The sequence below is a fragment of the Bordetella genomosp. 10 genome, assembly GCF_002261225.1.
Classification (GTDB): Bacteria; Pseudomonadota; Gammaproteobacteria; order Burkholderiales; family Burkholderiaceae_B; genus Bordetella_C.
Genome location: NZ_NEVM01000005.1, coordinates 1,886,598 through 1,900,253, shown reverse-complemented (window position 1 = coordinate 1,900,253; position 13,656 = coordinate 1,886,598). Strand labels below are relative to the sequence as shown.

The following is a 13,656-nucleotide window of genomic DNA, read 5'->3' as shown; positions in this document are numbered from 1 at the left end:
GTATTGATAGGTAACGAAATGATTTGCACAAATGGAGTGATTTGTCGCAAAAAAGGCGCAATGTATACGTCTTTTCTGCTCATACCAAGTACAGAGCAGAGGATGACAACCCATTCGCTGAAAATCAGACATGGATACCATCCAAAAGCTGTATAAAGCCCGCACGGATACCATCCGGCACCGTCGCACCGGGGCTTTTTTCCTGCGATTTGGGGGGCCGTGGGTATGAAATAAATTGATATGTACTTCGACATCCGCGCGCCCTGTACGGTGGGGCGGACAACCCGTTCGGTTTATGCCGTCTTATCGAACGAAGGGAGAAGGACCACCATGAGGGATGTCGACCCACGCCACGGTCGAAGAAACCCTTTAACTTTGCGGAGGACCTTCATGAACATCCCAGCCAACAAGAAAGTCGCGATCGTCACGGGCGCTTCGCGCGGAATCGGTCGGGAAATTGCCTTGCGCCTGGCAAAGGATGGCTGCGCGGTCGTTGTGAGCTTCGCGGGCAACGCCGCCAAAGCCGATGAAGCCGTGCGTTTGATCGAAGCGGCCGGCGGCACGGCAGTCGCCATTCAAGGCGATGTGAGCGATCCTGCTTCAGTGCAGGCGCTGTTCGACAAGACGCAGGAACGGTTCGGTCATGTGGACGTGGTCGTCAACAGCGCCGGCGTCATGTCGCTTTCCAAGATCGCCGACCTCGACCTGGCTGTCTTCGATAACGCCATCAACACCAATTTGCGCGGCACCTTCATCGTCCTCGCGCATGCCGCCCGGCGGGTCGGCACGGGCGGGCGCATCATCACGGTCTCGACCAGCGTGATCGCGAAGTCCTTTCCCGGGTACGGCGCCTACATCGCCTCCAAGGCCGGCGTGGAGGGCCTGACGCACGTGCTGGCCAACGAGCTGCGCGGTCGCAATATCACGGTCAATGCCGTTGCGCCGGGCCCGGTCGCCACGGAGCTGTTCCTGGCCGGCAAAACGGCGGAGGATATCGAACGCCTTTCCAAGCAGCCTCCACTGGAACGACTCGGCCAACCCACGGACATTGCCGACGCGGTGTCTTTTCTTGCCGGCCCGCAGGGGGGCTGGATCAACGGGCAGGTCATTCGCGCCAACGGCGGCTTCGCGTAGAAGGCGGTTTCCGGCTCTCTCGGGCCTCGGGGATATTCCCGGCTCACGCCACGCCGAATGGAGCGCGTACTCCGATTCGCATTCCGCTCCGCTGGAACGCACTTTTCAATGTACGATCGGCCGTACAGTCCGGCCGCTTTATCTGCCAGTTCGATGGACAACGGCCTATTGAAGAACTGCTCCTGCCAGCTCTGCGCGCACTTGCGGACAAGGCAAGGCGCAATGCGCGAGCGCAACCATCATGGCTTTACCCAACCTGAAAGACGTCGGCGATTTCATGGCGGTCGTGGAGGCCGGCGGCTTCCGGGGCGCAGCCGAGAAACGTCATTCAAGCGCTTCTTCGTTGAGCGATTCCATACGCCGGCTGGAATCGGAAGTCGGGATACGCCTGCTTAACCGAACCACTCGCAGCGTGACCCCGACCGAGGCGGGAGGCAGGCTGATCGAGAGGCTGAAGCCGGCATTCCTCGAAATCGAAGCCGCATTCAACGATCTCCAGGATGGCGCCCACGAGCCCAAGGGGACGCTGCGTCTGAATGTCCCCGTTCCGGTCGCCCGGCACATTCTCCCCGATATCGTCAGCGGATTCCTGGAGAAGTATCCGGGAATCCGCATGGATATCGTCATGGAGAACGAATTCAGCGACGTGATCGCGAGAGGGTTCGATGCGGGCGTCCGATATGAAGAACGCATCGCCAAGGACATGATCGCCGTCCCCATCGGTCCGCGGCGCCAGCGTTTCGTGGCTGCCGCATCGCCTGCCTATATCGAAAAGCATGGGGTTCCGAATCATCCCAGGAGCCTGCTGACCGACCATCGCCTTATCGGCAATCGGTTTCCGAGCGGCATCGTATGGCCCTGGGAATTTGAACGCGAAGGAAAGCGGTTCCGCATCGTCCCCGACGGGCCCCTGATCTCCAGCTCCATCGATCTCCAACTTGCCGGCGCAATATCGGGGGCGGGGATCATCTACACGTTCGAGGATTTCCTTAGCCCGCATCTGGCATCTGGACAGATCGTCCCGCTGCTGGAGGAGTGGTGGCAAGCGTTCGACGGTCCCTATCTTTATTACCACAGCCGCCGGCAAATGCCCGTACCGCTCAGGCGGTTCGTCGATTACATAAAAGACCTGCAACCGCTGGCGTAGCTGTCCTGGCGGGACGGCGGCGCCGCTTACGGCGAGCGGTGCCCTGCTTGACTGTCGGAACGCGCCGCCTCCGCGAACAGCCATTCCCGGAACGCCGCCAGTCTCGGCAGGCCGGCGCATTCGGGGCGGTAGACGACGTAGTACGCCACATCCAAGGCAAGACCGATGTCGGGAAAGAGCCGCACCAGGCGTCCGCTGGCCAGGTCGTCGCGGGCCATGACGCTGCGCGCCAGCGCGATGCCGTGTCCCTCGGCCGCAGCCTGCAGCACGGCCGCCGAATTGTTGATCCGCATGCCGCGCCGCAGCGCCGCCGTATGCGCGACGCCGGCTTTCTCCATCCACGTTTCCCACGTCGGGAAGCCCGCATGGCCGGCCATCGACAGGTCATGGATCAGGGTTGCGCGAGCCAGATCGCCCGGCTTGCGCGGGCGTCCGCGCTGGCGCAACAGCTCAGGCGAGCACACCGGGAAAACTTCCTCGTCCATGAGCTTGTCGGCCTTCAGGCCCGGCCAGCGCCCCATGCCGTAGCGCACGCCGATATCGATTCGATGCGCCACGAAGTCCACCGGCTTGTGGTTGGTGTCCAGGCGCACGTCGGTGTCCGGGCAAGCCGCCTGGAAGCGGTCGATGCGGGGCAGCAGCCACTTGGCGGCGAAGGCCGGACTGACCGTCACGGTGAGCACGCCGCTGGCCGATCCCTCCCGCAGCCGTTCCATTCCCAGCGTCAAGCGGTCGAAGCCGGCCCGGATGTCCGCCAGCGCGCGCTCGGCCGTCTCGGTCGGGACCAGCCGCGCTTTGCCGCTGTTGCTCCGCACGAACAGCGGTGTTCCCAGCGACTCTTCCAGCAGGCGCACGAGCTGGCCGACCGCCGCGGGCGTCACGTTCAGTTCGGCCGCCGCGCCGGAAAAACTCTGGTGGCGGGCGCTGGCTTCGAACGCCCGCAAGGCGTTCAGATGGATGGGCGACTTCATGCCGGTAAAGTTTTTCTTTCATTGCGGAGAACTTTATCTCATTTGCCGGAGCGTTCGAATGGAAGAAAAATTCACCCTGGCGAAAAGGCCTATGATGCCTGCCAACGCATGGCATCCGTCGACGCCGGCTTCCTCGCGGCGCGGAGCGTGTGTCCGTGAGCCGCTACGGGACCGAACGTGGCTTCCGGCCCGGCAAGAAGGCCTCTCAGGCATCGATAACTATGACAGACAACAATACGATCTCCATGACCGGCGCCGCGGGCGAACTGCCTGCAAGAATCCAAAGCGGAAATATTTGGCGCCTTGCCATTGCCCAGGCGCTGGCCGGCGCGAATTCCACGGTGGTGTACGCCACCGGCGCCATCATCGGCAGCAAGCTCGCGCCCACGGCCATGCTGGCCACCTTGCCCATTTCCATCTTCGTGGTGGGCATGGCGGCATGCACGCTGCCCGTGGGCGCGATCGCCCGGCGCCATGGCCGGCGCACCGCCTTCTTCGTGGGCACGGGCGCCGGCGTCCTGACGGGGCTGCTGGCCATGCTCGCGGTCATCCTGGGATCGTTCTGGCTGTTCTGCCTGGCGACCTTCTTCGGCGGCGGCTATGCCGCCGTCGTGCTGACCTTCCGTTTCGCCGCGGCCGACGGCGTGGCGCCGGCGCGGCGCGCGCGGGCGCTATCGCTGGTCATGGCCGGCGGCGTCGTCGCGGGGATCATCGGACCGCAGATCGTCACCTTGACGATGAATATGTGGACGCCGCACATGTTTGCCGCCACCTTCCTGGTGCAGGCCATCGTCGCCGTGCTGGCGGCCGGCATCCTGCTGGGCGTGCAATTGCCCCGGCCAACGGCGTCCGAAGTGGCCGGCGGGCGGCCGCTTTCGGCGATCGCGCTGCAACCCCGCTTCGTCGCCGCGGCCGTCAGCGGCGCCGTCGCCTACATGCTGATGAACTTCCTGATGACCGCCGCGCCGCTGGCCATGCATATCTGCGGCCATTCGCAGGTAGCGGCCAACCTCGGCCTGCAATGGCATGTCATCGCCATGTACGCGCCCAGTTTCTTCACCGGCAGCCTGATCGCGCGCTTCGGCGCGGGACGCATCGCGATCACCGGGCTGCTGCTGACCGGGCTGTCGGCCGCCGTGGGACTGGCCGGCATCGACGTCGCGCATTTCTGGGCGACGCTGATCCTGCTCGGCCTGGGTTGGAATTTCGGCTTTCTCGGCGCATCCGCGCTCGTGCTCGAATGCCACCGGCCGGAAGAGAAGACGCGGGTGCAATCGCTCAATGACTTCATCGTCTTCGGCCTGATGGCGATCGGCTCGTTCTCCTCCGGCGGATTGCTGTCCGCCTTCGGTTGGGACACGGTGCTCTGGGTCTCCTTCATTCCTCTCGTGCTGGCGATGGTGTCGCTGGCGTTCGCGCTGCGCAGGAAAACGGCGCCGCTTCCCGGGTAAGGCAGAAAGCGAAGAAAGCGGCGCTCCTGTCGGGTAAGGGCGACGCCGCTACATCACCACTGAAATCGTCACCGGAATCGCGGCCGAAATCACGGCCAAAACCGCCGCCAAAATTACGGTACCAAAACGTTTGACTTGGTACCGTACCGACAATACACTGGTTTCCAGAGGCAGGCTACAAGACCCACCCGGAGACACCATGACGCATCCCGCCCGCAGGCGGCACGACGGCCCCACGGTTGCCCAGCTCTACATTTCCGCTTTCAGGAGGGCGCCCGGCGCGGTCGCGATCCAGGCGCCGGAGGAAGCCATCACCTACGGCGAACTGGAAAAACGGGCCTGGCGTTGCGCCCGCGAATTCCTCGACATGGGCTTGAAGCGCCAGGACACGCTGGCTTTCCTGGTCGGCAACCGGGTGGAGGCGCTGGTCGCCCTCATCGCGGCGCAACTGGCGGGATTGCGGTGCATGTCGCTGCACCCCATGGCCTCGGAAGAAGACCACTGCTTCATCCTGGCGGACGCGGGCGCCGATGCGCTGGTGGTGGACACCGGCAGGTTCGCGGCGCGCGCCCGGGCCATCCACGAACGCGGCGCCGTGCCCAGGGTCGTGCAACTGGACGAGGTGGACGGGGAACCGGGCCTGCATGCGCGCGCCCGCCGCCACGACGACGCGCCGATGCCGCTGCCCGACGATCCCGGCGAAATCACGAAGCTGTCGTACACCGGCGGCACCACCGGCCGGTCCAAGGGCATCCTGCACGCGCATCGCACGACGGTCACCAGCGCGATCTCCATGCTGGCCGCCTACGACTGGCCCCGCGAGATCCGCTATCTCGCGGCGACGCCCATCTCGCACGCGGCGGGCGCCATCGTCCTTCCGGTCTTCATGAAGGGCGGAACGGTGTTCCTGATGGAGAAATACGAGGCGCGGGCTTTCCTGGAGATCGTGCGCGAACAGCGCATCACGCTTGCCTTCCTGGTGCCCACGCAGATCTACGGACTGCTGGACGAGCCGGATTTCAACCGCCAAGGCTGTGCGTCGCTGGGCCTGGTGCTCTATGGCGCGTCGCCCATCGCGCCGTCGCGGCTGGCCCAGGCGATCGAGCGCATCGGCCCGGTCTTCGGGCAACTGTACGGCCAGGCCGAGGCGCCCATGACGCTCACCTACCTGAGCCGGGCGGACCACGACCTGTCCCGGCCGGAACTGCTGGCTTCCTGCGGCCGCGTCATCCCCGGCAACCAGGTGGCCCTGCTGGACAAGGACCTGCGCGAAGTGCCGGTGGGCGAGGTGGGCGAGATCTGCGCGCGCGGTCCGCTGCTGATGGAAGGCTACCTGAACCGTCCGGAGGAGGACGAGAAGGTCTTCGCCGGCGGTTGGCTGCACACGGGCGACATGGCCCGCATGGACGCCCAGGGCTATCTGTACATCGTCGACCGCGCCAAGGACATGATCATCTCCGGCGGCTTCAACGTGTATCCCAGCGAGGTGGAGAACTGCCTGGCCCTGCATCCGCAAGTGGCCGTCTCCTCGGTCATCGGCACGCCCGACGAGAAGTGGGGCGAGCGCGTGACCGCGGTGGTGGTGCTCAAGGCAGGGGCGCGCTGCACGGAAGAAGAACTCATCCGCCACGTCGTGGAGCGCAAGGGCGTGGTCAATGCGCCGAAACGGGTCGTGTTCGAGCCCGAACTGCCGCTCACCGCGCTCGGAAAGATAGATAAGAAGGCGTTGAAGGCCCGTTACTGGACGGGAAACGACAGAAGCATCAACTGATAACCGATGCCCGCATCCGCGCACGATCGCGGCAAGGAGGAGACAATGAATATCAAGAGCCAAGTGGTCGGCGCATGCCTGGCCGTGCTCGGCGCCGCCGGCGCGCTGGGCGCGCACGCGGAGGAAGCCTATCCGTCGCGGCCCATCAAGCTGGTGGTCCCGTTCGGCCCGGGCGGCGTGACGGACCTGACGGGGCGCACCTTCGCCAAATTCATGGGCGAGAAACTGGGCGCCACCATCGTGGTGGAGAACCGGCCGGGCGCGGGAGCCACCATCGGCGCCAATCACGTGGCCAAGGCGGCGCCGGACGGTTACACCATCCTGCTCGGAACCAACGTGACGCACGCGATCTCGCCGCTGATCCTGCCTTCGGTGCCCTACGACCCGATACGGGATTTCGAGCCGGTGGGCATCTTCGGCACCAACGGCAACGTGCTGGTGGTGAACCCCGCCTTTCCGGCCAGGAACTTCAAGGAATTCATCGCGCAGATCAAGGCCAGGAAGGGCCATGTCAATTACGCCTCGGGCAGCGTGGGCAGTTCGGCCCACATGGCGGCGGAGCTGCTCAAGCAGGAGGTGCCGGGGCTGCAATACACGCACGTGCCCTATAGCGGCCCGTCCAGCGCCATGGCGGCGCTGATCGGCAACCAGGTGGACTTCATGTTCACCAACATCGGCGCCGCCGTCTCCCAGATCAAGGCCGGCACCGTGGTCCCCATCGCCGTCACCACGGACAAGCGCGTGGCCGAATTGCCGGACGTGCCGACCGTCGCCGAGTCCGGCGTGCCCGGGTTCGAGGTCGTGGGCTGGCTGGCCGCCTTCGTGCCCAAGGGCACGCCGCCCGACATCGTCAAGCGCCTGAACGCCGCGCTGGTGGCGTCCCAAAGCGAGCCCGCGCTGCGCAAGACACTGGACGCCGCCTCGCTGGTGCCGGTGCAGGCGGATCCGCAACAGACCGGGGCCTTCGTCCACGCGGAATACGAGAAGTGGAGCCGCGTGGTCCGCGAGGCGCACATCAAGCCGGTCGAGTGAGGAGAGGCGTCATGAGCCTGAAAGGCAAGGCCTATATCGCCGGCGCCTACGAGCATCCCACGCGGTTCGCGCCCGACAAGTCCGTGGCGCAGCTTCACGCCGAGTGCGCGCTGGGCGCGCTGCGGGACGCCGGGCTGGGATTGCGGGACGTGGACGGCTACTTCTGCGCGGGCGACGTGCCCGGCGGCGGCCCGCTGTCCATGGCCGAGTACCTGAACCTGGACCTGAAGTGGATGGACGGTTCGGAGCTGGGCGGATGTTCGTACATGGTGCTGCTGCGGCACGCCGCCATGGCCATCGCGCAGGGCAAGTGCTCGGTGGCGCTGATCACGCTGGCCGGCAAGCCCAGGAGCATGGGCGTGGCCACGGGCACGGCCCCGCGCGCGCTGGGTCCGGAACGTCCGGAGACGCCCTGGGACCTGCCTTACCGGCCCACCATCACCGGCGTGTACGGGATGCTGGCGCATCGCCACATGCACGAATACGGCACGACATCGGCCCAGATGGCGGCCGTGAAGGTGGCGGCCTCGCTGCACGCGCAGCACAACGAGCATGCCTTGTTGCGCAAGCCGGTCACCGTCGACGACGTGCTTGCCTCCCCGATGATCGCCAGTCCGCTGCATCGCCTGGATTGCTGCGTGATCACCGATGGCGGCGGGGCGCTGGTGGTGACCCGTCCGGAGATCGCGCGGACGCTGGGCCGTCCCCGGGTAAGGATCATCGGCACGGGCGAGACCATCAACACCAGCCGCGGCGGCTATCTGGACGCCACCGGCAGCGGCGCGGCGGTGACGGGGAAAATGGCGTTCGAGGAGGCGGGCGTCGGCGTCGGCGACATCAAGTACGCCTCCATCTACGACAACTTCACCATCATGGTCCTGATGCAACTGGAGGACCTGGGCTTTTGCGGCAAGGGCGAAGCCGGGCCCTTCGTCGCCGAGGGCAACCTGATCTCGGGGCAGGGCAGGCTGCCCTTCAACACGGACGGCGGCGGGCTGTGCAACAACCATCCCGCCAACCGCGGCGGCATGACCAAGCTCGTCGAAGCCGTGCGGCAGTTGCGCGGCGAGGCGCATCCCGCCGTGCAGGTCTCCGGCTGCGACCTTGCGCTGGCCACGGGGCCGGGGCTGGTGCAGGGGGTGAGCCATGCCCATTCCACCATCATTCTCGAACGCGAGTAGCGCCATGAGTCCAAGCGATTCACAACAGGCCGGCCATGCCGGCGACCCGTATGCCCTGGCCTATCCGGAGACGCGTCCGTTCTGGGAGGCCGCCGAGCGGGGCGAGCTGCTGGTCAAGGCCTGCCGCGCCTGCGGCAAGGCGCATTGGTACCCCCGGGTGGCCTGCCCGCTGTGCGGCAGCGGCGACACCGAGTGGAAGCCGGCCAGCGGCCGCGGCGCCCTGTATTCGTACAGCGTCGTCGAACGCGCCGATCCGCCTTATGTGCTGGCCTACGTGCGCCTGGAGGAGGGGCCCGTGATGATAAGCAACCTGGTCGACGCCGACCCGGCGGCGATACGGATCGGCATGCCGCTGCGCGCGCGGTTCGTCGCCGCGCCGCAGGGGCGCCGCATGCCTTTCTTCGCCCCGGATACGGCCGCGCCATGAGTCCGGCGCCGGCCGTCCGGCCCCGCGTCAGCGCTTCTTGAGCAGGCCGTTGAGCACGATCTCGTAGAACTCGTTGAAGGCCTCGCCCAGGCTCAGGCCGGTGTCTTCCAGGAACTGCGGATTGCGGAAGCGGAACGCGGCGCCGAGTATGGCCTCGGAGACCAGCCTGGGATTGTGCGCCACCATCAGGTCCTGGCGCACGCCTTCCTCGATCATGGATTCCAGGCCGCGCACGCGCGCCACCTGGTAGGCATCGAAGACCTTGCGGCCTTCCTCGGTGGCGTCCAGGTCGGTGAGCGCCGCCTTGCTCATGCCCGAGGGGCTGAGGACGGCTTTCATGTAGGCGGAGATGGCGGCGGCGGCATCGGGCGCGCCGCGCGCCGCCGCGTGTCCTTTCGCCATGTTGGCGTCGAAGCGCTGCCGGCACACCTGGAGAAACAAGGCCTCCTTGGAGGGGGCGAGCTCGTACAGGCGCCGCCTGGAGCATTTCAGGCGTTCCGCGATCTCGGCGATCGTCAGCGTCCGGATGCCTTCGGAAATCAGCAGATGCGTCAATTCTTGCAGGAATTCTTCCTGGGTCCGTCGTTTCGTCATATTGCGTGGCCCTTCGCCGTTCTCCCGTTGGCAGTCCAGGCCTGGGCTGCCTTGCCGATGCGCGCGGTGCTTTCGTCCGGCATTATCCCAGCAGCGGCTGCCGGGAACAGTAAATCATGATAGGCTGCGCCCGCCATTGCGGTTGCAGCGGCCGCGGGGGCCCCTCGGGATCCGGAGAGTTTCCCGCGCGCCGCCGATCGAAATTCGAACCTTGCCGGGACTTATCCATGACGGCCGTTGCCTGTCCGCCTTCGCGGCATCCTGCCCAAGTCGACCACAAGCTGCTCGGGCTCGCGGCGCTCGGCGGCGCGCTCGAGATCTACGATTTCATCGTCTTCGTTTTCTTCGCGTTGACGCTGGCCAAGGTCTTCTTTCCGCCGGAGATGCCCGAGTGGCGGCGGCTGTTGCAGAGCGTCGCCATCTTCGCGACCGGCTATCTCGCGCGCCCGCTGGGCGGCATCGCGATGGCGCATTTCGCCGACCGATACGGCCGCAAGCGGATTTTCAGCCTGACCATCCTGCTGATGGCCCTGCCTTGCCTGCTGATCGGGATCATGCCGACCTATGCGCGGGTCGGCTATCTCGCGCCGGTGCTGTTGCTGGCGCTGCGCCTGTGCCAGGGCATGGCGGTCGGCGGCGAAGTGCCGAGCGCCTGGGCGTTCGTCGCCGAGCACGCCCCGCCGGGACGGCGCGGCTATGCGCTGGGCTTCCTGCAGGCCGGCCTCACCGTCGGCTACCTGTTGGGCGCGCTCACGGCCACGGCGCTGGCGTCGATCTTCACGCCGGCGCAGATGGCCAGCTATGCCTGGCGCATTCCCTTCGTCTTCGGCGGCTTGTGCGGCGTCGCCGGGATCTGGATGCGGCGCCGGTTGACGGAGACGCCACGCTTTCTGGAACTGCAGGCGCGCGACGAGGCGGCCACGCGCTTCCCGCTGCGCGAAGTCCTGGGCGGCCAGCGTCGCGCCCTGATGCCCGCCGCGCTGCTCACCGCCGTACTGACTTCCGCCGTCGTGGTGCTGGTCGTCGTCACGCCGACACTGATGCAGACCACCTTCGGCCTGTCGCAGCGCGAGGCGTTCGGACTGAGCAGCATCGGCATCGTGTTTCTCAACATCGGCTGCGTGATCGCCGGCGTCGTGGTGGACCGGATCGGCGCCTGGAAGGGCGTGGCGCTATACAGCGTATTGCTGCCGGTCAGCACCGTCCTGCTCTACGCGACGCTGGTCTTCGGCGGCCACGATATCGCCGAGCTCGCGCTGGTCTATGCGATCGCGGGCCTGCTGTCGGGCATCGTCGGCGCGGTGCCCTCGGTGATGATTTCCCTGTTCTCGACCGACATCCTCGTGTCGGGCATCTCCTTTTCCTACAACGTCACCTATGCGATCTGGGCGAGCGTCTCCCCGCTCGCCCTCATCTTCGCCACGCAGTACACGCCATGGGCATGCGCCGCATTCAGCCTGCTCGCCGGGCTGCTGGGTTGCGCGGCCGCTGTCCGCCATGGGCGCAAGCAGTACTTCGGCGCCTGGCTACAGCTTCCAGCGCAAGGTGAGCATCGCCGTGCGTGACGCGCCCAGGAAGTTCTGGTTCCAGGTCGAACCCACGCTTTCGTAGTAGCTCTTGTTGAAGAGGTTGGCCACGTAGAGCGAGGCGTCCATGTGCTCGTTGATCTGGTAGCCCAGCTTGAGGTCCGCGGTCATGTAGCCGGGCTGGGTCAGGCGGCCCACGCCGTCGTCGTAGTAATAGCTGCTCGACACGTTCAGGCCGGTGCCGATGCTGTGCCGGTGCCAGTCGCCCGGCAGTTGGTAGTTGGCCCACAGCTTGAACGTATGCTTGGGCGCAATCTGCGTGAACTTCTGGGCGCCCAGGCCGCTGGATCCGCCGTCGTCGTCGCTCCCCACGCTGCGCACGTGGGTATAGGCGTAGCCGGCATACAGGTCCAATCCCGGATAGGCCTCGCCCGACACCGATGCCTCGACGCCGCGGCTGCGCGCCTTGCCCTGCGCGATGGAAATGCCGGAATAGGGATCCTCCCTGGGATCGGCGATGGCGCGGTTCTTCTGCGTCAACTGGAACAGGGCCAGGCTGGCGTTCAACTTGCCGTCCAGGTACGTGCCCTTGACGCCCACCTCGTATTGATCGCCCTCCAGCGGCTTGATGAGCTTGCCGTCCTTGTCGCGCGCCGATTGCGGCGAGAAGATGCTGGCGTAGCTGGCATAGGCCGTGTAGGTCCGGTCGATGTCGTACAGCAGGCCGCCGTAGGGCGTGACGCGGCCGTCCACGCTGTCGCGCGTCTCGGGCGTGCCGAACGGATTCTGGTCCGCGATGGGCCGCACGGAAGCGCGCCACCACATGGCATTGCCGCCGACGACCAGGGTCAGCGGATCGGCCAGCTTGAAGCGCACGTTGGCGTACGTGGTGTATTGCGTGGTGACGGTGCGCAGCGCGTAGCTCGTCAGCGGCGCGCCGTCGTACGCCGGAAGCTCGACGGGATCGTTGACGTCGACGTAGTTCGAGACAGTGCCGTAGGTGTTCTTTATATAGTTGTTCGACCGCAGGTAGTTCATGCCCACCGTAATGTGATGCTGGCGGCCGGCGAGATCGAAGGGGCCGTCCACGAAAAGATCGATGACGTCCTGGGTGTTGTTGCCGCTCGATCCGCCGCCCCAGGAAATCTTGCTCAGGCCGGTGGCGCGGTCCACGCCGCCGCAGCAGGCGTAGGAACTCTTCATGTAGGCGGTGTTGTACAGATGGGTGCCGCTCAGCTTGACGCGCCACGCGGAGTCGAACTTGTGCTCCAGGTCGAAGAAGGCGGAATTCGATTCGTAGCGCATGCCGTCGCCGCTGCTGCCGATATAGTCCCTGGAGGGATGCTGGATGAGGCGGTAGTCCGTATAGGCCGGATACCCCTCGGACATCGCCCGCATGGTCAGGCGCTGGTAGCTGGCGCCGATGTCCAGCTTGGTGGATGGCGTCAGGTCCGCCTCGACGATGCCGTACAGCAGTCCGGGGCGCTTGTAGGTCGAGTCCTGGTACAGGTCGGTGCTTTCGTAGGAGCCGACCACGCGCGCGCGCAGCGTCTTGTCGTCGTTCAGCGGCGTGGAGAGATCGGCCAGCCCGCGGTATTCGTGGTCCGTGCCGACCCGCACCTCGGCCGTCGCGGCCAGGTCGTCCAGCGGACGCTTGCGCACGAGGTTGACCGTGCCGCCCGGGCCGCCGAAACCGTTGTACAGGCCGGCGGGGCCGCGCAGGGTTTCCACCCGGTCGTACATCGCGAGGTCCGGCGCCAGCAGCCCGTTTTCGGTCATGTTCAGGCTGATCGGCAAGCCGTCGAGCTGCATCGTATCGACCGGAAATCCGCGCGAGAAAAGATCCGCGCGGCCGTCCCGATAGGGCGTGACGACGATGCCCGGCGTCTTGCGCAGGGCATCGTTCATGTCCATCAGGTTGCGCTCCTGGATCTGCGACTGCGTCACCACGCTGACCGACTGCGGGATCTCGCGCTGGGTCAGCGGCGTCTTGGAGCCGACCGTGGTGGGCGGATTCACGCGCTCGGCCACCGTATCGGACGTGCCGATCACCCGCACTTCAGGCAGCGTCGTAGCGCCGGCGTCGGCCGCCCCCGGCGCGGGCAGGGCGCGCAAGGTGTACTCGCCCGAAGCGTCCTGGACGGCCTGCAGGCCGGTGCCGGCGAGCAATCGGGCCAGGGCCTCGGACGCGGTGTAGCTGCCGTGCACGCCCGCGCTGCGGATGCCCGCGGTAAGCGCGGCATTGACGGAGACGGCGGCGCCCGATTGCCGGCCGAACCGGCTCAATGCCTGGTCCAGCGACCCCTGCGGGATATCGAAGTTCAGGTGGGTGGGCGCGCTTGCCGGCGCGGGTTGGGCCGAGGCGCTTGCCATCGGCTGGGCGGCGCCGGCGAGCGCGGCCCACAGCATGCCGCGCGCGAGA

General features: G+C 66.2%; 11 protein-coding genes. 8 read left to right on the top strand and 3 right to left on the bottom strand.

Features of this window, described 5'->3' with window-relative positions; all coding sequences use genetic code 11:
* Positions 1-390 precede the first annotated feature (390 nt).
* Together CAL29_RS24575 and CAL29_RS24570 are read left to right on the top strand one after the other, a co-directional pair.
* Positions 391-1,134, top strand: a complete 744-nt coding sequence (locus CAL29_RS24575; protein WP_094855552.1) for an SDR family oxidoreductase — start codon at positions 391-393, stop codon at positions 1,132-1,134.
* A gap of 241 nt (positions 1,135-1,375) precedes the next feature.
* Positions 1,376-2,281: a LysR family transcriptional regulator gene (locus tag CAL29_RS24570; protein ID WP_094855551.1), complete on the top strand. Its 906-nt coding sequence runs from the start codon at positions 1,376-1,378 to the stop codon at positions 2,279-2,281.
* 26 nt (positions 2,282-2,307) lie between these two features.
* On the opposite strand, the gene gcvA is transcribed toward CAL29_RS24570, so the two are convergent.
* Positions 2,308-3,252 (bottom strand): transcriptional regulator GcvA, encoded by a 945-nt coding sequence (gene gcvA / locus CAL29_RS24565; RefSeq protein ID WP_094855550.1) that lies wholly within the window; start codon positions 3,250-3,252, stop codon positions 2,308-2,310.
* A 221-nt stretch (positions 3,253-3,473) separates the two neighbouring features.
* Between gcvA and CAL29_RS24560 the strand changes: the two genes are divergently transcribed.
* From CAL29_RS24560 to CAL29_RS24540, 5 genes are all read left to right on the top strand, one after another.
* Positions 3,474-4,703 (top strand): MFS transporter, encoded by a 1,230-nt coding sequence (locus tag CAL29_RS24560; RefSeq protein ID WP_094855549.1) that lies wholly within the window; start codon positions 3,474-3,476, stop codon positions 4,701-4,703.
* A gap of 199 nt (positions 4,704-4,902) precedes the next feature.
* Positions 4,903-6,474: an AMP-binding protein gene (locus CAL29_RS24555; RefSeq protein ID WP_094855548.1), complete on the top strand. Its 1,572-nt coding sequence runs from the start codon at positions 4,903-4,905 to the stop codon at positions 6,472-6,474.
* A 45-nt stretch (positions 6,475-6,519) separates the two neighbouring features.
* On the top strand, positions 6,520-7,506 hold the full coding sequence (locus CAL29_RS24550) for a Bug family tripartite tricarboxylate transporter substrate binding protein (protein WP_094855547.1): 987 nt from the start codon (positions 6,520-6,522) through the stop codon (positions 7,504-7,506).
* Between the two features lie 11 nt (positions 7,507-7,517).
* Positions 7,518-8,687 carry a thiolase domain-containing protein gene (locus CAL29_RS24545; protein ID WP_094855546.1) on the top strand — a complete coding sequence of 390 codons (1,170 nt, stop codon included), beginning with the start codon at positions 7,518-7,520 and terminating at the stop codon, positions 8,685-8,687.
* 4 nt (positions 8,688-8,691) lie between these two features.
* Positions 8,692-9,114: a Zn-ribbon domain-containing OB-fold protein gene (locus CAL29_RS24540; protein ID WP_094855545.1), complete on the top strand. Its 423-nt coding sequence runs from the start codon at positions 8,692-8,694 to the stop codon at positions 9,112-9,114.
* Between the two features lie 27 nt (positions 9,115-9,141).
* Here the strand turns inward: CAL29_RS24540 and CAL29_RS24535 are convergent, their stop codons facing one another.
* Entirely contained in the window at positions 9,142-9,708 is a 567-nt protein-coding gene (locus CAL29_RS24535) for a TetR/AcrR family transcriptional regulator (RefSeq protein WP_094855544.1), read from the bottom strand.
* 227 nt (positions 9,709-9,935) lie between these two features.
* On the opposite strand from CAL29_RS24535, the gene CAL29_RS24530 reads away from it, so the two are divergent.
* Positions 9,936-11,273, top strand: coding sequence for an MFS transporter (locus tag CAL29_RS24530; RefSeq protein ID WP_094855543.1), 1,338 nt, complete (start codon positions 9,936-9,938; stop codon positions 11,271-11,273).
* Here the strand turns inward: CAL29_RS24530 and CAL29_RS24525 are convergent.
* On the bottom strand, positions 11,235-13,643 hold the full coding sequence (locus CAL29_RS24525; protein ID WP_179284170.1) for a TonB-dependent siderophore receptor: 2,409 nt from the start codon (positions 13,641-13,643) through the stop codon (positions 11,235-11,237). The two genes, CAL29_RS24530 and CAL29_RS24525, sit on opposite strands and share 39 nt — an antisense overlap.
* Positions 13,644-13,656 lie beyond the last annotated feature (13 nt).

Coding starts and splice junctions, on each gene's coding strand:
- CAL29_RS24560 (WP_094855549.1), top strand. CDS start 3,474: ATGACAGACAACAATACGATCTCCATGACCGGCGCCGCGGGCGAACTG.
- CAL29_RS24570 (WP_094855551.1), top strand. CDS start 1,376: ATGGCTTTACCCAACCTGAAAGACGTCGGCGATTTCATGGCGGTCGTG.
- CAL29_RS24540 (WP_094855545.1), top strand. CDS start 8,692: ATGAGTCCAAGCGATTCACAACAGGCCGGCCATGCCGGCGACCCGTAT.
- CAL29_RS24550 (WP_094855547.1), top strand. CDS start 6,520: ATGAATATCAAGAGCCAAGTGGTCGGCGCATGCCTGGCCGTGCTCGGC.
- CAL29_RS24555 (WP_094855548.1), top strand. CDS start 4,903: ATGACGCATCCCGCCCGCAGGCGGCACGACGGCCCCACGGTTGCCCAG.
- CAL29_RS24525 (WP_179284170.1), bottom strand. CDS start 13,643: ATGCTGTGGGCCGCGCTCGCCGGCGCCGCCCAGCCGATGGCAAGCGCC.
- CAL29_RS24530 (WP_094855543.1), top strand. CDS start 9,936: ATGACGGCCGTTGCCTGTCCGCCTTCGCGGCATCCTGCCCAAGTCGAC.
- CAL29_RS24575 (WP_094855552.1), top strand. CDS start 391: ATGAACATCCCAGCCAACAAGAAAGTCGCGATCGTCACGGGCGCTTCG.
- CAL29_RS24545 (WP_094855546.1), top strand. CDS start 7,518: ATGAGCCTGAAAGGCAAGGCCTATATCGCCGGCGCCTACGAGCATCCC.
- gcvA (WP_094855550.1), bottom strand. CDS start 3,252: ATGAAGTCGCCCATCCATCTGAACGCCTTGCGGGCGTTCGAAGCCAGC.
- CAL29_RS24535 (WP_094855544.1), bottom strand. CDS start 9,708: ATGACGAAACGACGGACCCAGGAAGAATTCCTGCAAGAATTGACGCAT.